The sequence below is a fragment of the Sulfurovum sp. genome, from assembly GCF_041562805.1.
Classification (GTDB): domain Bacteria; phylum Campylobacterota; class Campylobacteria; order Campylobacterales; family Sulfurovaceae; genus Sulfurovum.
The window spans coordinates 1-24289 of record NZ_JBFFOH010000027.1 but is presented as its reverse complement, the minus strand read 5'-3'; the positions used below and the strand labels follow the sequence as shown (position 1 = coordinate 24289).

Genomic DNA, 24289 nt, shown 5'->3' with positions numbered 1-24289 from the left:
TTTCCATGTTAACCCGTTCTATCAGAATTCCCGGATGCCGCTTTTCTGCCAATATACGCCCCCCGATACCGGCAAGAAAAAACAGCACGAAAAAGCCCCAGGCTTGCCACCAACTCATATCACCTGCGCAGATGAGAAGGATCAGTGGAATAAAGAGATGCGTGAGAATCAGACCAAACCACAGGCGATGGCTTGGAGCTTGACTTATCTTTGGATCAACAGTTTTCGATGTCATCTTTTATTAACTCCTAAACAAGCCGGGATTTGAATGAGTTGCTTATCATAAACATGTACTGCCCAACTATTTATTAGAGGAACAAAATGTTCTCTATCCCCTTTATTAAAGTATAGGTAGTATAGCACAAATGTATTGTTTGCAAAACCTTATAAAATATATAACTTTATAAGGTTTTCATTTTTTATCGAAGTAAAATACATTCTTACTAGACCATAGATTATTCTACATAAAATAGCTATTACGTCATTATTTTATCATTGGGGATTTATAGTTATCTGTCTAGAAAGTAGACTGATTTACATCCTGATATATAGATCAGGATGAGTAAACAGGGAAGGCTATATAATCCCCCCAGATTTTAGACCCCATGTGGTTCTCCATCTGCGTTTCACCAAACTTACACCTACAATTGCGATCAGTGCATTGGCTGCAATAAACATAAACCCAACAGTATAATCACCAAATGTCAAAGTCGATGCGCCAAGTATCTCTAAAATAGCAACCCCACCAAGTCCGCCAGCTGCACCAATGATCCCGGTCATAATACCTATATCTTTTGAAAATCTTTGTGGTACAAGTTGGAACACTGCCCCGTTTGCCATACCAAGGTTAGCCATAATCAAAAACATTATGATAATAGCAATCCAAAATGGCAATGTCAGAAATGCACTGATGGTGAGAAGTATGACTACATTTACAAGGAAAATATAGAGTGATTTGATCCCACCAATTCTATCTGCAATAGCACCGCCTATAGGACGGAGAAGCGCACCAGACATAATACATAATGCAGCAAAATAACCTGCGACTACATGAATGTTTTCTTCGCCCAATATCTCTATTCCAAATACTTCCATATCATCAAAATACATCGCCATGAGATAGACTTTCATATATACAGCAAATCCTACAAAAGTACCGAAACTCACCGCATAAAAGAGATTAAACCACCATGTGTCTCTGTCTTTAAGTAATCTTACATAATCAGACAATCTTTTAACTCTTGGCCTATAGACCTCTTTGGGTGCATCTTTTGCCATGAACAGATAAATGATAAATACAAGTAAAGATAAAAAAGCTGCCACTAAGAACACTGACTGCCATCCCCAGAGTTCTGCAATCTTTGGAGCAAAAAGAAAACCAAGTACTACCCCCATGTTTCCTATACCCGCGATACCAAGCACTACACCCTGTAATCTTTGTGGATACCATTGGCCCGCCTGCGGCAAGGCAACGGCAAAAGATGCGCCTGCGAAACCTAAGCCAATCCCAATAAGCAATAACTCATCATAAGACATATGTTCACCAAAAGACGCAACATAAAATAAAGTGACCATTACGATAAACTGTGCCATTAACGCAGTCTTTTTAGGACCTATGACACCTACAAGAAAACCAAGTACGATACGCAGTAATGCACCTGATAGGATCGGAACAGCAAGCATAGTAGCACTTTCTGAAGCTGTCATTAAAAATCCATATGCTGCCATGGAATCTGTAATTTCTGTGGCTAGGGGACCAAGCATCGTCCATACCATAAAACTCATATCAAAATACAAAAATGCTGCAAATAAGGTAGAAGGACTTCCTTCTCCTTTTAATCGGTTAAAACCTATCATTTTTACTCCTTTAAGATAAATATCTGATTTAGTATACATTAGAACTATGCAGTTCTTAAAGAATAAATGATTAAATATTGAACATATATATGATTATATTACGCACATTACTTGATATACTTAAGTATGAACATTTTTAGATGAAGGAATTAAAATGAGAATTACTCGTTTAATTATTTTTTATATATCTACGATGATACTTTATTTGATCGCAATGATTGGTATGTTCATATCTTTTTCCTATTCAAAAGGGTGGATACTTACAGATTTTGAGTTTATCGATGCAAAAGAAGCGATAGTCCTCATCTCTAAAGAAAAGGACATTGCTATACTGGATGTAAGGACCCCAAGAGAATATGAAAACCAACACCTTGAAAATGCTAAACACATACCTGTACAAAACTTGACTGACAATCTTTCTATGCTAGTAGATGACAAAGATAAACGTATCATTGTATATTGCAGGTCAGGTAATAGAAGTATTAAAGCATCACGCATTTTAGAAAAAAATGGATTTACACCACTGAATGTTAAAGGCGGAATTATAGAACTGATGCGCAATGATGCCAAAATTACAAAGTAGTGCTGAACAATTCTAGTATTGTTTTGAGTTGTAAATAAAACCTTATAAAATAAAAATTTTATAAGGTTTTGTTGCTGCATAAAGTCTAGTGAAAAATAAGTGCCCTGTAGGAGTTTTAAAAACTCCTACAATGACTAGTTAAAGTCCGGTTTTGGTGTATTGAGTGTACTTTCTGGAAGTTGTGGATAGACTATCTGTGGTTTTCTACCTTTAAGGGCACCCAGGAAGTCTACGATTTCGGAAGCTTCTTTATCAGATATCTCTATTCCTAATTGTGTACTACCCATCTCTTTGACTGCTTCAGAAAGACTCCATATACCACCATTATGATAGTATGGTGCAGTCTCAGTAATATTTCTAAGTGTTGGCGTTTTTACCATACCTTTATCATCTCCTTTGAAGTCACCAAGATCTGCAAATTTGTATTTGGCCGCTATTTCGAAGGGTTGCATCGTACCACCTAGTGCTACACCATTATGGCAAGCAGCACATCCTTTATCTATAAAAGTATGAAGACCTTTCTTTTGTTCATCATTGAGTGCATCCGTTTTCCCATTCATGAAGTCATCATAGGAAGAAGGTGTTACAAGGGTTCTTTCAAAGATACCAATGGTTGCAGTAATGGTCTCAAAATCAATTTTAATGTCTTTACCATAGGCTACTTTAAAGGCTTGAACATACTCAGGAATAGAATTTATTCTTTCTATGACCAATGATTTTGGTGATGCCATTTCTGGATCAGCCTGCATAGGACCTTGTGCTTGATCTTCAAGGTTATGGCTTCTTCCATCCCAAAATTGTTTATCAAAGAAGACGGCATTGTAAACTGTTGGAGAATTTAAATGGTGTGGGTTTGCTTTCCATTGGTGACCAACAGCTGCAGCAACGCCATCAGCACCGCCTAGTCCAAGATTATGACATGTGTTACAAGAGATAATACCACTTTTAGAAAGTCTTGGTTCAAAGTAGAGTTTTTTTCCAAGTTCCACTCTTTCCGGGGTAACCATATTCCCATTAGGATCGATCAGTTTTGAAAGCTCAGTTTTATTCTCAGGTATACTCATCATACCACTTTGTTTTGCTTTAGTAAATAGTTCATCGGTGTTGCTCTCTATTGGTGTTGTTGCAAATAAATATGAAGATATAAGCAAAGAGGCTGTAAGTATTTTATAGTGTTTCATTTCTGTATCCTTATTGATAATTTTTATCCTGTAAGTATAGTAGAAAGAGTGTTAATTATGTGTTAAATTATAATTATTATACTTTTATCTTATAGTAATTTGTTGTCCAGATTAAACTTGCATACCCATTTTGCATGAATAAAATAAGTTTTAAATGCATTAGGTAATATCATAGATATTGAAGAAAATATAAACTAAGGAAAAAAAGAATGAGACAGTAGGTATATCATTTTATAAGGTTATCAACCCTCAATTGAAAATGATGAATAAAGAATAATACTGTCCATGATATTCCCATTGTTTCCAAGGTCTATACATCAATGTCACTGCTTATCTCGAACGCTTCATTTCCTCATGTCTAAAACAATCCGTTGTATGATCGTTTACCATACCTACTGCTTGCATAAATGCATAACATATCGTTGGACCGACAAAGTTGAATCCACGCTTCTTTAGATCCTTACTCATCATTTCGGATATTTCTGTTTTAACTGGAATATCTAACATGGATTTCCATTCATTATGTTGGGGAGTCTCCTCAACATAAGACCAAAGATATGCATCAAATGAGCCAAACTCCTCTTGGATCTTTATAACACCCTGTGCATTCTTAATGGCAGATTCTATCTTTAGACGATTACGTACGATACCTGGATCAGATAATAGTCGGTCTACGTCATGTTGCGAATAATTGGCTATTGTTTTGCAATCAAAGTTCTGAAATGCTTTTCTGTAGTTCTCTCGTTTTTTCAGGATCGTCAGCCAACTCAGTCCAGCCTGTGCTCCTTCCAAGATCAGAAACTCAAAAAGGAGTCGGTCATCATGGACAGGAATACCCCACTCCTTATCATGGTAAGCGACGTATAAGGGGTCATTTCCACACCATTGACATCTGTTCTTCATTTCTCAATACCGCTATATAGTCCACTTCCTATCACTTTATAGACTATAGGCGCTTCAAATGTATCATCCATACGTACACCACCTATGATGCCCACAGGATGTTTAGAATGTTTAGCCGCTTCAAGAAGTGTTTTCCCTCCGACATTGGCTTCACATTTTGTATCAGTGGCTCTGTAGGCTCCTAAACCTATATAGTCAAGGTCTAGGGTATTTGCTTCAGATATCTCTGTTTTATCATGTGTTGAAAGCCCAAGAAGCTTAGCTCCTATCTTCTGACGTACCAAGCTGACTGCTTCTTGTAGATCATGACTGTAGGTTCGGAGATCTTCTTGTCCAAGGTGTAGACCATCTACAAGATCAATGAGTTCTATGCTGTCATTGATAATGAGTTTTCCAGTATAGTATTTTCGTATCGTAAGCAGATCAGATTTTTTTTCTTCCATTGTTCCGGATTTATTACGGTATTGAAGTAGAGGAATGTTAGGGAATGTTTTGAGATGTTGGAGGAGTTCGGATAAAGAAACTTCTTTTGTGCAAAGAGTTTCTTTATCTACTAAAGCGTATATCAAGGGTTTATACTTCTTGTTCGTCTTCAAATACTTCTGTTTCAGATACTTCTTCAAATATTTCTTCCTGGATCACAGCTTTTTTATCTTTTTTGAAAAGTTTAAACAGGTCAGAAAGTGTTTGATGCATGTCAGCACGGTCTACTATCATATCAATGAGCCCATGCTCAAGTAGGAACTCTGAACGTTGGAAACCTTCGGGTAAGTCAACACCAACTGTCTGTTTAATAACTCTTTGACCTGCAAACCCGATAAGTGCACCCGGTTCAGCCATGATGATATCACCCAGCATAGCAAATGATGCAGATACACCACCCATGGTAGGGTCCGTTAAGATAGAGATGAAAGGTAAACCTTTGTGGTGTAGTCTGTTCAATGCTGCCGATGTTTTACTCATTTGAAGCAAAGAGTATGTACTCTCTTGCATACGTGCTCCACCAGAAGCAGAAACGATGATAAACCCACACTCATTTTCAATAGCTCTGTTGATACCACGAACGATCTTTTCACCTTCAACTGAACCTAGGCTACCACCCATAAATGAGAAATCAAATACTGCGATCTCTACCGGTTGACCACTGATCGTACATGAACCACTCATCACAGAAGATGTTTTACCTGTTTTTGCTTTGGCTTCTTCTATACGCTTTTTATAAGACTTTTTATCTGAAAACTTCAGTGGATCTATCGGTGCCAAATTGTTATCAAATTCTACAAAAGAGTCTTCATCTGCGATAGATGCGATACGCTTTTCAGCAGAGATCCTGAAATGATGGTTACATTTTGGACATACATTTTGTTTTGCTTCTACTTCTTTATAGTACATTAAAGAGGTACATTTTGGACATTTTATCCACTGATCAGGTGTTTCCTGAGGTTTGGTTGTCGCTTTTGTACTATTAAAAATATTTCCGAACATACTTACTCCTGCATATCGATAATTAATGATTCTATTTTTTCTACTATGATTTTATCTTTCGATACTATAACATAATCAGCCTCAACAATCACTTCAAGCCCTTCACAAAGTGCCAAACCAGCAGCAAAGTCGTAAATTCGAAACGCGCCTACAAAAAGTACATAATTGACTGAATGTGCATAAGCAAGTGAAAGTGCAATCGCACCAGGTGATCTGAACTTCAAAGTCTCTTTGTCCAATGCTGCAACCAATAAAGGGTGTGCATAGGCTCTTTCAAAGAGTCCTATCTCTGCATTCTCTGTCGTATGCGGTGCATGAAAGATATCTGAAAAAAGTTTTCCCTGCTGCACTTTAGCTGTAGCAGACTTAAGGAAAATATCTCCATTGGCAAGATTACAGACCACTGCTGCATCTAAAATGCCCTCAGCATTTACTTTAGCCACAGAAGTACCGTAAAACGGGAAAAGAGAAAGAGCATTTGAGGAGCCATCTATGGGATCGATGATGATCTTTTCTTCACCTTCACCCATAATACCACTCTCTTCAGACTCTATCTGCCCAAACGCACCTAAATACTTGACAAATATTGCTTCAGCGAAAAGATCAAGTTTTGAAGAGACATCACCACCGGCACCCACTTCGGTTTTTTCAAACCAGGATGCGTCAAAGCCATCTTGCATGATAGTATATATTTCTTCATTCGCTTTGATACAGGCTTGCACAAAATCATTCATCATTTTAAACCCTCATAAAACACGATCTATGCCTTAAAATAGCATATACTATGTTCATTTATGCTAGAAAATTTTTGATGATAGCTTTAGCTGCATCTCGCCCATCACGTGCAGCTGTTACCACAAGATCAGCCCCTCGATGACAGTCACCTCCAGCATACACACCGGGTTTACTGGTTTCATAGTTTGCATCTATCATGATCCCGCCCCACTTATCTGTGTTAATACCATTGTTTGCATAGAACGGATAGTTCACAGTATCAAATCCTAGTGCAAATATAACGACATCTGCATCTACCATATAGGCACTGTCTTGTATTTCTTCAACCCTTTGTCTCCCTGAAGCATCAGGTTCACCAAGTTTGGTTTTGACCATTTCAACAGCAGTTATATTACCTTCATCATCAGTAACCAATGATTTTGGTGAGACATAAAACTCAAAATCTACCCCTTCTTCTTTTGCATTGATATACTCTTTTCTTGAACCTGGCATATTTTGTGCATCACGTCTGTAAAGACATTTTACAGAATTCGCTTTTTCACGTAATGAAGTACGTACACAGTCCATTGCTGTATCACCACCACCAATGACTACAACATTTTTCTCTTCTACTTCAATATTTTTCGTTCTTTCTTCCTCGAAAATTTTCTTTTGAATATCAACAAGAAACTCCATTGCCAAGTGAGCATTAGAAGCCTCTTCCCCTTTAAGTCCTGCTCGTCTGCCTTTTACTGCACCTGCACCAATGAATACGGCATCAAACTCCGATGTAAGATCTTCAAAACTTTTATCCTTGCCTATCTCCACATTTTGGTGAAATACAGCACCTGCTTCTTCTAGAAATTCTACTCTTCTTGAAACCACACCTTTGTCAAGTTTAAACCCTGGAATTCCATAGGTTAACAGTCCACCTGCTCTTTCCTGTTTGTCAAATATCTCTACATCAACACCTTCTCTAAGAAGAAATGTTGCAGCAGAAAGTCCGGCAGGCCCAGCACCGATAATGGCAACTTTTTTACCTATTTTATTTTGAGAAGACCTAGGTTTTAAACCTTTTTTAAATCCTTCTTCACTAATAAAAGTCTCGACTGATCCAATAGTAATCGCGCCATGCCCGTCATTCAGTGTACAAGCACCTTCACAAAGTCTGTCATGAGGACAAATACGTCCCATCACTTCAGGAAAAGGAGAAGTCTCATTGGAGAGATCAAATGCAAACTCCAAATCTTTAGCTGCAGTTGCTTTAAGCCATTGAGGAATAAAGTTATGCAAGGGACAGCCATTATGGCAGTATGGATCACCACACTGAATACATCTGTCTGACTGTTCACCACCTTTTGTTGGTTTGAACACTTCATAAATTTCTTTAAAATCTTTAGTTCTCTCAACCACATCTCTTTTTTTAGCATCAATACGTTCTAAATCGAAAAATTTTAACATATTATTCTCCTTCCTCTATCTTCAATGGACCCTTCATATCTTTTGGTCTGACCGTCCAGAAGTTCCTTATTTCAACCCTAAAGTTATCCAATATCTTTTTGGCTCGAGCACTTTTAGTCTCTTTATAATAATCTTTGAGAAGTTTTTTGAGGTAATATCTTTCAATATCTGTATTTTCAGTATCTATACGTCTAGCCTCAACAAGTTCTTGGTTGACATTTTCTACAAATTCATGTTCAAGATCATAAACAAAAGCTACACCACCTGTCATACCTGCACCAAAGTTAACCCCTGTCTTACCAAGTATCACGACAGCACCACCGGTCATATATTCACAAGGATGATCTCCTGTTCCTTCAACAATGGCAATTGCACCTGAGTTACGCACAGCAAAACGCTCACCCACTTGACCATTCACATACAGTTTACCACCTGTTGCACCATAAAGACATGTATTTCCACCTAAAGCAAAATCAGGCCCATTTTTTTCTGCTGTAATAATGATACGACCACCAGACATACCTTTACCAATATAGTCATTACCCGCACCATCAATAAAGATAGAAATACCAGAACTTAGAAAAGCACCAAGTGATTGCCCTGATGTACCTTCAAGTTTAAGACAGATCGTTCCGTCTGGAAGACCTTTATCTCCGTAATATTTTGCAATTTCACCAGAGATAAGTGTACCAAAACTTCTGTTCAGGTTCGTGATCTTCTTCTCCAAAACAATAGTATCATTTGGATTTTTAATCGCAGGCATCAACTCTTGAAGCATTTCCTTCTCATATTCATTTTTATCGAAAGGTTCATTAAACTCAACTTGACACGTGTTATCACCGTCAAGTTTATAAAGAAGTTTTTCAAAAGAGAATTTTTTTGCGAATTCATCATCTATCACTTCAAGTAAGTCATTTTTACCAATGATCTCTTCGAGTGATGTGTACCCTAAAGATGCCAATATTTCACGCACATCTTCAGCCAATAGTGTAAAGTAGTTGATCACTCTCTCTACTGAACCTTCATAATGTTCTCTAAGTGACTCTTCTTGTGTTGCAATACCTACAGAACATCTATTCATATGACAAATACGAAGGATCTTACATCCTATCACTGTTAAGGCAGATGTACCAAATGCATAAGACTCTGCACCGAAGATCGCTGCTTTAACAACATCAAGTCCTGTTTTAAGTCCGCCATCGGTCTCAACTTCTACCTGACCTCTAAGGTTGTTGGCTTTAAGCGCATTGTGTGCTTCGATCAGTCCAAGTTCCCAAGGGTTACCGGCAAACTTGATAGATCCGATAGGGGCTGCACCTGTACCACCGTCTGCACCTGAGATAATAATTTTATCTGCATAAGCTTTTGCTACACCTGCAGCAATTGTACCCACACCCGCGGTTGAAACAAGCTTCACTGCAATTTTTGCCTCTGGGTTAATTTGCTTCAAGTCAAAGATCAATTGTGCCAGATCTTCAATAGAGTAGATATCGTGATGTGGAGGAGGTGAAATAAGTGTCACTCCCGGCATTGTATGTCTAAGTCTTGCGATCAATGGAGAGACTTTGTGTCCTGGAAGCTGACCACCCTCACCCGGTTTTGCACCTTGAGCTACTTTAATTTGAAGTTCTTCTGCTGAACGCAGATATTGAGGTGTGACACCAAAACGTCCTGAAGCAACTTGTTTGATCTTGGAATTCTTAATGGTTCCAAATCTGGCTTCATCTTCTCCACCCTCACCAGAGTTAGAGCTAGCACCTATCGTATTCATAGCTTCAGCAAGACATTCATGTGCTTCAGGAGAAATAGACCCTAAACTCATTGCTGCAGTAGAGAAACGTTTAAAGATATCAGCAAGTGGTTCCACTTCATCTACTGAAATGGCTGTTCTGTCACTTTTAAGTTCAAAAAAGTCACGGATGAATTTTTTATCTCTGCCATCTACAAGCGTTTTCATTGCTTCAAAGTCTTCTTTTTTACCAGACTTGGACAATGCATGCATTGCATGTACAGTTGAAGGAGAGTAATCATGGAATTCTGCTCCATCTAAATATTTATAGAATCCACCAATATTCAGCGGGAACATACGGTTAACTGTCTCATGTCCATACGCATCAGCATGTGATTTTGTAATACGTTCTTCAATATCAGCATAGCTAAGTCCAGAAAGGAACCCCTGTGCACCATTAAAACATTCAGAGACGATCTCGTCACTTAAACCAAGTACATCAAAGAGTTTTGAGTTTCTATAACTTGAAACTGTGGCAATACCCATTTTTGACATGACTTTAAGTAGTCCGGAGTTAATTGCATTACGTACTTTTTTCAGTACTGGTGCCAGATTTACGTTTTTATCTTTTCTATGCTCTATCATCGCTACTGTCTGGTAGAGCATATAAGGATAAATACCGGCTACACCAAAACCTAACATACATGCTGCCATATGAGAGTCATACACTTCACCTGTTGCAGCAACGATACTTACCAGGTGACGTTCACCCTCTTCAAGAAGTGCCTGATTCAAACGACCAACCACCATGAGCATTGGCATTACATTCGTAGAGCTGTTCAATGCCCTGTCATCTAACACAACGGTTCTTATGCCATCATTCTTTACATCAGCAATAATAGTACTTACCAATGCAGCCAATGAACCTTTAAGGTCAGAATTAAATGTTGTATCATACATTCTTGCTTTATATGATGCATCATACTTAGGATCTTTTTCATTTCCAAAGTCAATAAGTAATTCCAATTTTTCTAATGATAAGATAGGAGATACCGTTTTAAGTCTTTTAGCATGTTCTGCATCATCAGAAAGTATATTTCTTGTCTCACCAAAACCTGTATTTAAGGACATCACCACTTTTTCACGAATAGGATCTATCGGTGGGTTTGTCACCTGTGCAAATTTCTGTTTAAAGAAGTCAGAAAAATTCCTCTGTTTTGTTGAGAAAGCAGCCAATGGAGAATCATCACCCATAGATGCAGTTGCTTCTTTACCCTCTTTTACCATCGGCTCAAAAACCTGTTCTATGACTTCCAGTGTAATGTTAAAGAAACGTTGCTTTGCTTCCATTTCTACTTTTTCCGGAATATCTACTTTTGAGAATGGGTCGTCCATATGCTCTTGAAGATAGACCATATTCTCATTGAGCCATTTATCATAAGGGTCAATGTTTTTAAGATACTCATTGATATCATCATTTTTGAGTACTTTTGCATACTTCAGGTCAATACCCATCATCTCACCAGACTGAAGTCTTCCACGCTCTACAATTTTATCGTTAGGGATTTCAAGTACACCATATTCAGAAGAGATAAGAAGTCTGTTATCTTTTGTGATGATATATTTTGCAGGTCTAAGCCCATTTCGGTCAAGTACACAACCAATGTAACGACCATCAGTCAAACTTACAGCAGCAGGTCCGTCCCATGGTTCAAAACAGGTACTTGCGTACTCATAAAAAGCTCTAAGCTGTGCATCCATATGCGGTGCATTTTGCCAAGGTGCAGGTAAGATCGATCTTGCAGCTTTGAAGAAGTCCATGCCGTTGATACGCAAAAATTCAAAAAAGTTGTCAAGACTTGCAGAATCAGACATTTGAGACTGGATGATCGGTACCAGTTTTTTCATCTCTTCATCAGAGAATACATCAGATTCAAGTGCTTCCATTTTTGCTGCAACGTTAAATCTGTTTGCCGTAACAGAGTTTATCTCACCATTGTGGGCTATGGTTCTAAATGGCTGTGCAAGTCTCCATTCAGGGAGTGTATTGGTAGAGAATCTCTGGTGGAAAAGACAAAATGAGATTTCAAAGTCAGGGTTGGCAAGGTCTTCATAAAACTCTTTGATGTGTGTAGGCATCACGAGTCCCTTGTATGAAACTACCGTAGTAGAAAATGACGGGATATAGAAATCTCTGTCTTCTGATATCTTTGCTTCTATCTCTTTACGTGAAAGATAAACCAATGCATCAAATCTTCTTGCACCCATAAGTGAATAAGGTGCTATGAATACTTGTTTGATTGTAGGAAGTGAGACAAGTGCCTGCTCACCCAGTGCATCTGTATCTACAGGTACTGTACGTGTATAGAGAACTTTCAGGTCATTATTTACACATACTTCTTTTATAATGTCAAAATCTTTTTCATTTTTAGAAAAAACCATTGCAACAGCATAAACATCAGGAAGGATTATCCCCTCTTTCTTAGCCTCTTTAGCAAAGAATCTCCTAGGTATAGAAAGAAGTAAACCAGATCCATCACCTGTTTTACCATCTGCTGCAACTGCACCTCTGTGCATCATTCTTGACAAAGCAGTGACCGCATCTTCTAAATTATTGTGTGAAGGGGTATTATCAATGGAGGCTAAAAGCCCAAATCCGCAGTTATCTTTAAAACTTGTAAATAGATCTTGCATAATCAACCTTAAATGTATATATCATATTAAGATCTATTATACTCAAAGAGAGGTTACTGCTTCTTTAAGACATAGGAGGAAAAGACTGTTTTGTGATATATCCATGATTAAAAAATAATCATGGTCATAAAAAACCTGATATACATACAGGTGTATATCAGGTCTTATTATTCGCCTTTTTTATTGGCTATGATCGTTGGTTTCACACCTCTTGGTGCGACCATCCAGAACTTTCTTATCTCAGTTCTAAAATGCTCTAAAATATATGCTGCTCTCTTAGATCCTGTTTTTTCGGCATAGTCTTTAAGAAGTGCTTTGAGTTCAAACATTTCAGTATCCCACTCATCTGTATCGATACGGAGTGGTTCAACAAGCTCAGGGTTTACTTTTTCATAAAATCGACCTTCAACATCGTATACAAATGCTTTACCACCTGTCATACCGGCACCGAAGTTTACTCCTGTCGTACCAAGTATAGCTACGACACCACCGGTCATATACTCACAAGGGTGATCTCCTGTACCTTCCACCACTGTTGTTGCACCTGAGTTACGTACAGCAAAACGTTCACCTACTTGTCCAGGAATATACACAGTTCCGCCTGTCGCACCATAAAGACAGGTATTACCGCCCAGTGCAGTCTCTGGTCCGGTATGCGCTGAAGTGATTACAATACAACCACCATTCATACCTTTACCGATATAGTCATTACCTGCACCTGCCACATTAATCGTGATACCCTTACTCATGAATGCCCCAAGAGATTGTCCTGCTGTTCCTTTCATGTTAAGTGTTATCGTATCGTCAGGTAACCCTGCATTTCCATGAAGTGCAGCTATTTCACCAGATATCCTCGTTGCAAAACTTCTATTTAAGTTTGTGATCTCTTTATTGAGAACAATAGGTTTTGATGGATCTTCAATCGTTGATCTAAGCTCTTCAATGATCTCTTTCTCATACTCATTTTGATCGTATGGTTCATTAAATGGCACTTGACATGTATTTACACCATCAATTTTATAAAGAAGTTCTTCAAAGTTAAACTTCTTGGCAAACTCATCATCTATGACTTCAAGTAAATGGTTCTGTCCAACTATTTCTTCCAAAGACTTATACCCAAGTTCTGCAAGTATCTCTCTCACATCTTCAGCAATAAGTGTAAAGTAATTGATCACTTTTTGTACATTACCTGTAAATCTTTCTCTTAAATGTGGGTCTTGTGTTGCAACACCTACTCCACAGGTATTTAAGTGACATACACGTAGCATGACACACCCTACAATAACCAACGCGCCCGTACCAAATGCATACTCTTCTGCACCAAGTATGGCTGCTTTTACGATATCCAGACCTGTTTTCAGTCCACCATCCGTTTCAACTGTCACTTGTCCTCTAAGGTTATTGGCTTTAAGCGCATTATGTGCTTCAATAAGCCCAAGTTCCCAAGGGTTACCCGCAAATCTTATAGATCCGATAGGAGCAGCACCCGTACCGCCATCTCCACCAGAGATGATGATCTTATCCGCATACGCTTTTGCAACACCTGCTGCAACTGTTCCAACACCCGCAGTTGATACAAGTTTTACAGCTACTCTGGCATTAGGGTTGATCTGCTTCATATCAAAGATCAATTGAGCAAGGTCTTCGATAGAGTAAATATCATGATGTGGCGGAGGTGAGATGAGTGTCACTCCCGGTTTTGTAAATCTAAGTTCCGCAATCAGTGGAGAAACTTTAGATCCTGGAAGTTGTCCACCCTCGCCCGGTTTTGCACCTTGTGCTACTTTGATCTGTATCTCTGTAGCAGAACGTAAATACTCCGGTGTGACACCAAAACGTCCAGATGCAACCTGTTTGATTGACGAGTTCTTTATGGTCCCGTAACGTGCCGGATCTTCTCCGCCCTCACCCGAGTTTGACTTTGCACCGATGGTATTCATAGCCACGGCTAATGTTTCGTGCGCTTCTTGAGAGATGGAACCCATAGACATCGCCGCTGTTGAGAAACGTTTAAATATTTCAGACAATGGTTCTACTTCATCTATATTGATAGGTGCTCTGTCGCTCTTGAGGTTATAGAAATCACGTATGAATTTTTTATCTCTCTCATTCACCAATTTTTGTACTTCAGTATAATCTGCTTTACTTCCAGTTTCTGCACATTTTTGGATCGCTGAAATAGTAGGACGAGAGAAGTCATGGAACTCTTCACCTTTTTTATACTTGTAGAACCCACCTTTGTAAAGTACATTCCTTTGACCTTCAAACTCAGTGGTAAATGCACGTTGGTGATTTGTGTTCAGACGCGCATCTATATCTTCATAACCAAGTCCGGATAAAAGACCTTTTGCAGTAGGGAAACAGTCAGACACGATCTCTTTATTTAATCCAATAACATCAAATAAACTTGAGTTTCTATAAGAAGAAAGAGTCGAAATTCCCATCTTTGACATGATCTTCATGAGACCAGCACCCATAGCTCTTCTAAATCTTTTGAGTACCGCTTGCATCTCATCGTTACCTTCTTCAAGCTCTGCTACTGTATAGTAAAGCAAATAAGGGAAGATCGATGCTGCACCAAAAGCTAGCATTGTTGCTGCAGAGTGTGGATCAAATACTTCACCCGTTACAGCTACCATACTGGTCAAATGTCTAAGTTTAGCATTTAGAAGCACCTGGCTCAAACGCCCTATAACCATAAGCATAGGAATAACTTTAGTATTTTCATCAAGATTTCTATCATCAAGTATGATGGTTCTCACACCATTATCTCTTACGTCTGCAATGATCGTTTGTACAAGTGTCTCTAAGGAACTTTTGATGTCTGTCTTATAGGTTGTATAGTATTTTCCTACTTTATATGCCGGATCGTATTTCTCATTCTTCTCATCGCCAAACTCCTGCAGAATATAAAATTTTTCTGCTGAGACGAGAGGAAGTACCATTTTAAGTCTTTTTGCATGTTGCGGACCATCAGAAAGTACATTTCTCACCTCACCAAAACCTGTATTAAGACTCATCACAGTTTTTTCACGGATAGGATCTATAGGAGGGTTGGTAACCTGTGCAAACTTTTGCTTGAAAAAATCAGTAAAGTTTCTTTGTTCTGTTGAGAATGCAGCGATAGGTGTATCATCACCCATAGAACCCGTTGTCTCTTTACCTTCAGCTATCATAGGTTTGATCACTTCTCTTATGACTTCAAGTGTGAAGTTAAAATAACGTTGTCTGGCTTCCATATTACCATATACGATTGACGATTTTGGCACTATATCCGTAGGTACGTGCTCTTGAAGATAACACATATTATTACTAAGCCATTTACCATAAGGATTCATGCCTTTTAGATATTCGTCTATATCTCCTGATTTAAGTACTTTAGCATATTTAAGATCGATACCCATCATTTCACCAGACTGTAATCTTCCTCTCTCAACGATCTCTTCATCCGGCAGTTTAAGTACTCCATACTCTGAAGAGATAAGCAGTCTGTTATCTGTTGTTCTGATGTATTTGGATGGTCTTAACCCATTTCTATCTATCACGCAACCAATAAAGCGTCCATCTGTCATACTTACTGCTGCGGGTCCATCCCAAGGCTCAAAACATGTACTTGCATACTCATAGAATGCTCTAAGATCAGCATCCATGTGTGGTGCATTATGCCAAGGTGCCGGGATCAAAGAACGTGCTGCTTTAAAGAAATCTACACCGTTTACACGTAAGAATTCCATAAAGTTGTCTAAACTTGCTGAGTCAGACATACCGTTTTGTATCACATTTGTGAGTCTTGTCATCTCTTCTTTTGTAAAGACATCTGATTTTACTGCTGCCATTTTCGTTGCTACATTAAATCTGTTTGCTGTGACCGAGTTGATCTCACCATTATGGGCTATCATTCTAAACGGCTGTGCCAGTTTCCACTGAGGAAGTGTATTTGTTGAAAAACGTTGATGGAAAAGACAAAATGAGATCTCAAAATCTTCATCTGCAAGATCTTTATAGAACTCTTTAATATGCGTAGGCATCACGAGTCCCTTATAAGAGATCACTGATGTTGAGAAAGAAGGAATGTAAAAAGTTGGATCTTCCATAAGTTCAGCCTCTATCTCTTTACGAGAAAGATAAACCAATGCTTCAAATCTCTTGACAGCTACAGCTGACATAGGTGAAACAAACACTTGTTTCATCGTAGGCAATGATGCCAATGCCTGTTCACCAAGAGCATTCGTATCTACAGGTACAGTACGCGTATAAAGTACTTTAAGGTCATTGTTCAAACATACTCTGCTGATCACATCAAAATCGGTTTCATTATTTGAGAAAACCATTGCTACAGCGTAAGATTCAGGCAGATCTATACCGGCAGCAGCAGCTTCTTTGTTAAAAAATGATTTAGGAAGAGAAAGCAAAAGTCCTGAACCGTCTCCAGTCTTACCATCTGCTGCTATAGCTCCTCTGTGCATCATACGTGACAGTGAAGTAATAGCATCTTCCAAATTTTTGTGTGAAGGTGTATTGTCGATAGATGCTAAAAGTCCAAATCCACAATTATCTTTAAACGAAGTAAACAAATCTTTCATATTTCAAACCTTAAAAGTAATATAAGCAGAACATCATATATTGTCCCTAAATGACGCGGATTATACTTAAAAGTACGTTAAATGCCGTTGAGGCTTGCTTGAGCCCATATACCCGTACTTTTAGCCTACTCTGTTTTTAACATCATTTTAACTATAATTAAAAAAAATTAATAGAGGTGTCTCATAAAAGGTTTTATACTTTCTGTCAGAAAAGCTAAGAATGAAGACTCCATAGCGCTTGTACTTAGTCCTACAGAAGTCAGAACTTACTACCGGTTTTTTGGTGCGAGACATTCCATTTTACAGCTTGGAAATCTCATAGATTTTGAAGTGGAAGGTGAAGGAAGCAGCTTTCTTCCCAGACTGCGTTCACTCTCTCATATGGGTTTTCCTTGGCTCTTTGATAAAAATAAACTCTTGATCTGGCATAATTTCATTAAACGTTTTGAACCTCATCTCAAAGACACTGAAGAGATAGAATCTTTTTACTTTGACCTACTCCTCTCGGCGGCCAAAAAATGGGATAAACAAAACCCTAAACGTATCGTTTGTGAGAGTTATGTTGAACTGTTGGACTACGAAGGAAGGCTATATCCTGAAGAGAACTGCTATATCTGTGAGCAGCGTATCGAAGAAGAGATCGCGCTCATGCAATCTTTTAAACCTGCACATCCAACATGCCTCTACAGTTCAGCTTTGCCGACCAAAAAAGTCCTGGACTTTTTTGGAACTAAAAAAACTGTCTTTTTAGAAGACCATGAAGTGGATTATCTCTTTGAGATCGTGATGAAGGGATTATAAAATCCCCCCTCAATATTCTAGTTGGCAGCTTTCATGACCTCAAAAGCATCTAAAGGTTCTTCAAATGCTATAAAAAGGACACAGGGATCACCTTTTTCACAAAATGCAGTATGTGGTAACTTTGCAGGACCATACGCATACATACCCGGCTTCAATAACTCTGTTTCATGATTGTCATAGGTGACTTTCAATTTTCCTGATACAAGTACCATTCTTTCTGCTGATGTATGCCAATGATGGGGAATGGCAAAATTTTCTGGTACTTTAAAAAATACATCTAAATTATTTTTAGCTGGATCTCCATGCAATACGGCTATCTGACAACCAGTAGGTATAAATGGTGGACAGGGGCCCCATTCCAACTTTTTATCATCCTTACTATATGTCAAGGCTGCATCATTGGCTTGCATTGAAATAAAAAGAAAAGGCAGAATTAAAAAGAGAACCAATAGTTTTACAAAATGATATTTTTGAGTTTTTTGTAACATAATATATCTCCTAATTTATCATTGATATATTTACATTATAACCTTGTACTGTGCACCATATGTGTAGTTCTATCAGATGCTTATCTATTTAAACTGATCATAAAAGAGTTGAAAGATATCTCTCATATCATCATAATCTAAAATAGGCTCTCTCCAGTGCTTCAGAAAAAGTAGGATGTGCCATAATGGTCTTTTGGGCACTGGCCGCAGTCATCTCTCCTGCAAGTGCCATCGCCACAGGTGCAATGAGTTCTTCCGAGTCAGGTGCCAATATCTCCGCACCCAAGATCAAACCTTCTTCATCTGCATACACGATCATCGAACCATTACCGGAGTGATGGAAGGCAGAACCGGTAAAGTGATTTAGTTTGACAACACTCTCCTTGAATACCTTATTGTTTTTTTCAAGTGAATATTTATTTTGCCCAACCGTAGCGTAAGACATCGGTAAGGTATGTATAAAGTGTACCACATGGTCCAAATTGAGCTGTTTAGGCTTTTTACCCAATATCTGCATTGTTACATTCAATGCCTCTGCTCTTGCCGCGTGTGCTAATTGCAGTTTACCGTTGCAATCACCCACCGCATAATGTTTAGCCAATGACGTTTCAAACCATTCATCTGTTTCTATCCCTCTATTGACAGTTATTTCATCTGTAGCGATCACGTCTGTGTTGGGGTGGCGACCTGTTGCGACAAGCATCTGTTCATAATAACTGGACGTACCATCTACGAAAGTAACATGCACTCCTTTGTCTGTATGTACAGCGTCTGTAACAGCATGGTTTTTAAGATGGCTAATACCCAATCTTTCCACCTCTTTCAGCATAGCACTCTGGATAAACGGATGTGACTTTCCTAAAAGTGTTTCCCCACGAGATAGCAGTGTTACCTTCACACCTGCAGAAGCAAAGAAACTTGCCATCTCCAAGCCGATTGCACCATCTCCATAAATGGCGATCTCTTTTGGCAGTTTCTGTAGTTCAAGTACTTCATTACTGGTGATGATTCCCTTCCCGTCATACGCTATACCCTCTGGGATAAAAGGCGATGAACCCGTTCCTATGACAATATACTCAGCCTCATATACCTTCCCTCTTACTTCAACTTTATGAGGTGCTATAACATGTCCTTTGCCCTCGATGAGTTCAAGTTGGGCACATTGTGCCGTCACTGCTTTGGTTGCACTATGGATGAGTTTATTTTTCTTCGCAGTGAGAACCTGCATATCAAGCATGATATCTCCCGTAAACACACCCTCTTTACTTTGACGGATCGTATTGGCGTGATGGAGAAACATTTTAGAAGGGATACACCCCTTATGCAGACATACTCCCCCTAATTGATCCAGTGATGTTTCAACAAGGGCCACTTTAAGACCTTTTTTCGCAGCAACGATCGCTCCGGCATAATTGAGCCCGCCGCCAATATAAATGATGTCGTACATATATACTCCTAAAAAATGAGGTTTATCTATTGTTATACTCTCAAACTGTCATAAATGTAACCTATAGTTCATAAAAACTGTATGAGACAAACTGCTTAACAAGAGATAAAGTCTAAAAAAAGTACGATAACAGTATAAAGAGACCCAAAAGGTTATAGTTTTGAAAAAGATATTACTAGGATTATTACTAATACACATACTACATGCAGGAGAATCAATGAAAGACATTTATGATTTTGACATTGCGACTATTACAAGAAATGAACAATCCATGTCGATGTACAAAGACAAAGTGCTACTTATCGTCAATGTAGCCAGCGAATGTGGCTTTACACCCCAATATGAAGGTTTGGAAAAACTTTACAAGAGTTACCATGACCAAGGTTTCGAAGTTCTGGCATTCCCTTGTAACCAGTTTGGAGGTCAAGAGCCCGGTGCAGAAAAACAGATACTGAATTTCTGTAGAACAAAATTCGATGTTACCTTCCCACTATTTGCCAAGATAGATGTCAATGGGAAAGATACCCATCCTCTTTATGTCTATCTGAAAAAGAAAGCACCCGGTATATTAGGTACTGAAAGTATCAAGTGGAACTTCACCAAATTTCTCATAGACAAAAAAGGAAATGTCATTACCCGTTATGGTTCTTCTACCAAACCAGAGGAACTCATACCAGATATTGAGAAGTTACTACAACAGTAATACGCTATCTTATGATTCCCTGGAGGGTTGGATCTTATTAACCACCGCGTAAAGTGCCGGTAGATAGATAAGGTTAAGCACAGTACCCCAAAGCAATCCAAACCCTATAGAGATAGCAATAGGCTGTAGAATAACTGCTTGACCTGTCGCATAGAAGATAAGTGTAAAGAGTCCAAGGAAAGTGGTGATCGAAGTGATCAAAATAGGACGTAATCTCAGTTTTGCCCTTTCGTAAAAGGTTGCAGCATCCTTTGTGCCATGTAGAAAATCAAGCATGATGATACCGTCATTGATAACAACACCTGCAAGTCCTAACATACCTATAACCGAAGGCATGGAAAGGTTGATCCCGATCAACATATGACCCAGTAATGCACCAAGCATTGTGAAAGGGATAACCGACATTACCATCAAAGCATAACGAATTTTAGGGAAGATAAAAAGCAGTGTGATCAAGATCAAAAAGACTGCTATTATCAAAGAACGTATCATATCGTTTTTAAATTGTTGGTTTTTTTCATTTTCGCCTAAAAGACTCACTTCAATGCCATCTTCCCGAATCGTATCCAGTAAAGGTTTGATCTTCTTAAGCACATCCACTGCAGTGGTCTTTTTCTTATCTATATTTGCAAAAACCGATTTGACCGTATTACCATCTCTTTTTTCGATTTTCTCATAGGCTCTTATCTTTTTGATATCAACAACATCAGTAAGTTTGACAAAACTTCCAGAAGGTATCGGAATCATAAAACCCATCAAAGTTTTCTCGGAATCCTTATTGATCGCTTTTGTTCTTATCTCCATTACACCATTCTCATTGAATGTCATCGCTTTACGGCTATCCAGGAAATAACCGGCAAGTGTCTGTGCGATATTTACTTCACTCAGTCCCAATTGTTCACCATACGCATTAATACGTAACTTATACTCCATCTTTCCAAACTGTGCATTGTTACTTACGTGTTTGACATGAGGAATTACAGAAAGATTATCTTCAATTCGCTGCATGGCTTCTGTGATCTTTTCACTGTCTTTGCCTGAAAAATTGATCTGAATATCATTTTTGATCAATCCAGGTTTGTCTTCTAGAACACCAAGCTCCTCAAGTTGATATTTTTCAATCATAGGATGTATCTTTTTTTTGAGATCCTTGGCAAGCTCATAGGTATGCTTCTTTCTGATTCTTTCAGGATCATTGAAATTAAAAGAAAAATTGAAAATAGGATTGACATAGGCATCTATAAAACTCTGAGGCTCCATATCATAAAGTTCCATCGTAATATAGAGCATATTATCTCCATTTTCATTTCCACCTGACATTGCTCTTCTATATCCTACCACCGTAGAGCTGGATTTAATGGCATATGTCTCTTTATTTTCAAGGACATAATGTTCTAACTCTTTAGCTATCTTCTCTGTATCTTCTATAGAAGTATCCACCGAACTCTTACCTGTGATATACAGATAATTACCATCAAAACCAGGGAAAAACTGAAAATTAAGCATCTTGATCGTAAGTATGGTCAAAACCGGTATCACTACTACAAATGTAAACAAAAATATGTATTTAAAACGGATCACAAGATGTAAAAAAGCTTCGTATTTTTGTTGGAATGGTTCCCAATTTATAAAATTTTTCTGTTTTTTGAATAACTCTTCAGCATGTAACGGTAAAAAGAAAAAACTCTCAAGAAGAGACCCTATAAGAATCGATACCACCGCAATAGGAATAAGTATAATGAAATTTTTGATCTCTCCGGTGAGCATGAACAGAGGAAGAAAAGCTGCGATGGTAGTGAGTGTTGCCAAAGTAACAGGTAATACCATCTCTTTAAGCCCTTTATACACTGCCTCCTTTGGAGGCACCCCTTCATTCATATGACGTTGGATATTTTCAGACACGACAATAGCATCATCAACAACAATACCTATGACAATGAGTCCCCCCAGTAAAGAGACGATGTTGATAGAATATCCCATAAAGTAAAGAAACATGATTCCTATGGCAAAAGAGATAGGGATACCCATCACCACCACAGATGCGATACGCACATTAATGAGCAGTGCCATAGATAAAAATACCAATACCAATCCAAACATAAGATTTGAAATTACGGTATCGAGCCTGTCTTTAACCGGCTTGGAACTATCCTGATAAAAATTAAAATAGACGCCAGGAAACTCTTTTGAGAGTTTTTCTTTGGCAAAGGTTTGCAACTCTTCTGAGATATCCATAGAGTTGCCTTCTGGACCTTTAGAAAGCACAAGCGTGATACTGTTACGTCCATTAAATGTTGAAAGCGTTGTATTTTGAGGATAAGTTATATCAACCTTGGCAACATCACCAAGTCTGACTTGTTTTTCCCCTATTTTAATGAGTGATGACTCCCACTCCTCTTTCGTTTCTTTTCCATTGACAGTAGAGACAAAAATATAATTCCCACCCTCTTCTATATCACCTATAGGATAGATATAAGAGAGTTTTGAGACTGCGGAGACAATGGCAGCAGGATCCAGTCCATAAGCTCTCACAGCTTCTTCATTGACCTGTACAGAGACTTCCTGATCTGAATCTCCGTAAATCGTTATTTCACTTACATAAGGGTTTCTGGAAATTTTAGATTTGACCTCTTTGGCTACTTCTATCAATTGACCTTTATTCATATGCTCAGAAGAGAGTGAAAGTCTAATAAGCGGTCTGTTGTGTGTCAATATCTCTGCAGTGGGTTCTGTCATATCAGCAGGAAGGTATTGTCTGCTTCTTGCTATAGCATCTTTGGCTTTATTGAGAGCATCTATTTTATCTGCACCATCATTAAGGTCCAGTACAATGGAAAAGCTACCTGACTTGATGACCGTCTCTATTTTATCGATACCCTGTATATTTCCTAATGCATCTTCGATATCCCGAACGGCCATCTTATCAAGATTGTCAGCACTGGCACCTGCATAAGCACCCCTGATAGAGATCTTGTCTAGAGCGATCTCCGGAAAAAGTTCTTTGGGAATATTTTGATAGGCATTCACACCCAGAAAAAGAATGAAGATGAGTAACACATAATTAAGACTTTTATTCTGTATAAAATAGTTAATGATTCTCATCATGATAGATCCTTGGAAAAGTCTTAGTTTATATGCTTAATTTTTTAGATTATACTCCTATAATCTAAAAAATGATGGGTTACAGTTTTTTTAAGAATGCCGAGATGATAAATATCATCGTTCCATTCACACGTCCTTGGATATGTGTCGGGTCACCTGGTACCATACGGATATTTTTAACAGTAGTTCCCTGTTTAGCTGTAAAGCCTGCACCTTTAACCACCAGGTCTTTGATGATACTTACAGCGTCACCTTCTGCCAGGATGGTACCATTAGCATCTCGTGTCGGTTCCTGCTTCTCATTTGCCAAACCTTCATCTGCCCACGCTCTTACATCATCTTCAAGGTAAAGCATATCAAGTTGATCCTGTGCACCCAGCTGTGTTAAAAGTCTAAATGCCATCACCTGTACTGCAGGTTCTGTACTCCACATACTGTCATGCAGACAGTTCCAGTGTTTTTCATTACTTGTTGGCTCTTCTATAGATGCTGCACAAGTGCTACATATCGTTATAGTGTCGTCTTTTGGCGCTACCGTATACGACGTTAATCCCTCTT

At 38.5% G+C, this 24289-nt stretch carries 17 protein-coding genes; 4 read left to right on the top strand and 13 right to left on the bottom strand.

Going from position 1 to position 24289, the window contains the following annotated elements:
* Positions 1 to 268, top strand: a 268-nt coding sequence (locus ABYK33_RS05480) for a hypothetical protein (RefSeq protein WP_373032005.1), incomplete at its 5' end; no start/stop codon positions are given.
* A 308-nt stretch (positions 269 to 576) separates the two neighbouring features.
* Here the strand turns inward: ABYK33_RS05480 and ABYK33_RS05475 are convergent.
* Positions 577 to 1857: an MFS transporter gene (locus ABYK33_RS05475; protein ID WP_373032004.1), complete on the bottom strand. Its 1281-nt coding sequence runs from the start codon at positions 1855 to 1857 to the stop codon at positions 577 to 579.
* A gap of 154 nt (positions 1858 to 2011) precedes the next feature.
* Between ABYK33_RS05475 and ABYK33_RS05470 the strand changes: the two genes are divergently transcribed.
* Entirely contained in the window at positions 2012 to 2440 is a 429-nt protein-coding gene (locus ABYK33_RS05470; protein ID WP_373032003.1) for a rhodanese-like domain-containing protein, read from the top strand.
* Between the two features lie 134 nt (positions 2441 to 2574).
* Here ABYK33_RS05470 and ABYK33_RS05465 read toward each other — a convergent pair whose 3' ends face one another.
* The 8 genes from ABYK33_RS05465 to gltB (ABYK33_RS05430) all read right to left on the bottom strand — a co-directional run bounded on the left by ABYK33_RS05465 (position 2575) and on the right by gltB (ABYK33_RS05430) (position 17190).
* On the bottom strand, positions 2575 to 3621 hold the full coding sequence (locus ABYK33_RS05465) for a cytochrome-c peroxidase (RefSeq protein ID WP_373032002.1): 1047 nt from the start codon (positions 3619 to 3621) through the stop codon (positions 2575 to 2577).
* A 330-nt stretch (positions 3622 to 3951) separates the two neighbouring features.
* Complete coding sequence (locus ABYK33_RS05460; RefSeq protein WP_373032001.1) at positions 3952 to 4524, bottom strand: DNA-3-methyladenine glycosylase I; 573 nt, start codon at positions 4522 to 4524, stop codon at positions 3952 to 3954.
* The gene (locus ABYK33_RS05455) at positions 4521 to 5093 is read right to left on the bottom strand and encodes a thiamine phosphate synthase (RefSeq protein ID WP_373032000.1); all 573 of its coding nucleotides are present in this window, start codon (positions 5091 to 5093) and stop codon (positions 4521 to 4523) included. Before ABYK33_RS05455 ends, ABYK33_RS05460 begins: the two co-directional genes overlap by 4 nt.
* Before the next feature lie 4 nt (positions 5094 to 5097).
* Positions 5098 to 6009, bottom strand: coding sequence for an acetyl-CoA carboxylase, carboxyltransferase subunit beta (accD, locus tag ABYK33_RS05450; protein ID WP_373031999.1), 912 nt, complete (start codon positions 6007 to 6009; stop codon positions 5098 to 5100).
* 2 nt (positions 6010 to 6011) lie between these two features.
* Positions 6012 to 6746, bottom strand: a complete 735-nt coding sequence (locus tag ABYK33_RS05445; protein ID WP_373031998.1) for an inositol monophosphatase family protein — start codon at positions 6744 to 6746, stop codon at positions 6012 to 6014.
* A 55-nt stretch (positions 6747 to 6801) separates the two neighbouring features.
* Positions 6802 to 8184, bottom strand: coding sequence for a glutamate synthase subunit beta (locus ABYK33_RS05440; RefSeq protein ID WP_373031996.1), 1383 nt, complete (start codon positions 8182 to 8184; stop codon positions 6802 to 6804).
* Position 8185: 1 nt separating this feature from the next.
* The gene (gltB, locus tag ABYK33_RS05435) at positions 8186 to 12607 is read right to left on the bottom strand and encodes a glutamate synthase large subunit (RefSeq protein WP_373031994.1); all 4422 of its coding nucleotides are present in this window, start codon (positions 12605 to 12607) and stop codon (positions 8186 to 8188) included.
* A 167-nt stretch (positions 12608 to 12774) separates the two neighbouring features.
* Complete coding sequence (gltB, locus tag ABYK33_RS05430; RefSeq protein WP_373031993.1) at positions 12775 to 17190, bottom strand: glutamate synthase large subunit; 4416 nt, start codon at positions 17188 to 17190, stop codon at positions 12775 to 12777.
* Positions 17191 to 17373: 183 nt separating this feature from the next.
* Here gltB (ABYK33_RS05430) and recO point away from each other — a divergent pair, with 183 nt between their 5' ends.
* On the top strand, positions 17374 to 17991 hold the full coding sequence (gene recO / locus ABYK33_RS05425) for a recombination protein RecO (protein WP_373032006.1): 618 nt from the start codon (positions 17374 to 17376) through the stop codon (positions 17989 to 17991).
* A 17-nt stretch (positions 17992 to 18008) separates the two neighbouring features.
* Here recO and ABYK33_RS05420 read toward each other — a convergent pair whose 3' ends face one another.
* Complete coding sequence (locus tag ABYK33_RS05420; RefSeq protein ID WP_373031992.1) at positions 18009 to 18479, bottom strand: cupin domain-containing protein; 471 nt, start codon at positions 18477 to 18479, stop codon at positions 18009 to 18011.
* A gap of 130 nt (positions 18480 to 18609) precedes the next feature.
* The gene (locus tag ABYK33_RS05415; RefSeq protein ID WP_373031990.1) at positions 18610 to 19926 is read right to left on the bottom strand and encodes an NAD(P)/FAD-dependent oxidoreductase; all 1317 of its coding nucleotides are present in this window, start codon (positions 19924 to 19926) and stop codon (positions 18610 to 18612) included.
* A 217-nt stretch (positions 19927 to 20143) separates the two neighbouring features.
* On the opposite strand from ABYK33_RS05415, the gene ABYK33_RS05410 reads away from it, so the two are divergent.
* Positions 20144 to 20629, top strand: coding sequence for a glutathione peroxidase (locus ABYK33_RS05410; protein ID WP_373031989.1), 486 nt, complete (start codon positions 20144 to 20146; stop codon positions 20627 to 20629).
* A 9-nt stretch (positions 20630 to 20638) separates the two neighbouring features.
* Here ABYK33_RS05410 and ABYK33_RS05405 read toward each other — a convergent pair whose 3' ends face one another.
* Together ABYK33_RS05405 and ABYK33_RS05400 are read right to left on the bottom strand one after the other, a co-directional pair.
* On the bottom strand, positions 20639 to 23734 hold the full coding sequence (locus ABYK33_RS05405) for an efflux RND transporter permease subunit (RefSeq protein WP_373031987.1): 3096 nt from the start codon (positions 23732 to 23734) through the stop codon (positions 20639 to 20641).
* A gap of 76 nt (positions 23735 to 23810) precedes the next feature.
* A partial coding sequence (locus ABYK33_RS05400) for an alkylphosphonate utilization protein (protein WP_373031986.1) occupies positions 23811 to 24289 on the bottom strand: 479 nt, incomplete at its 5' end.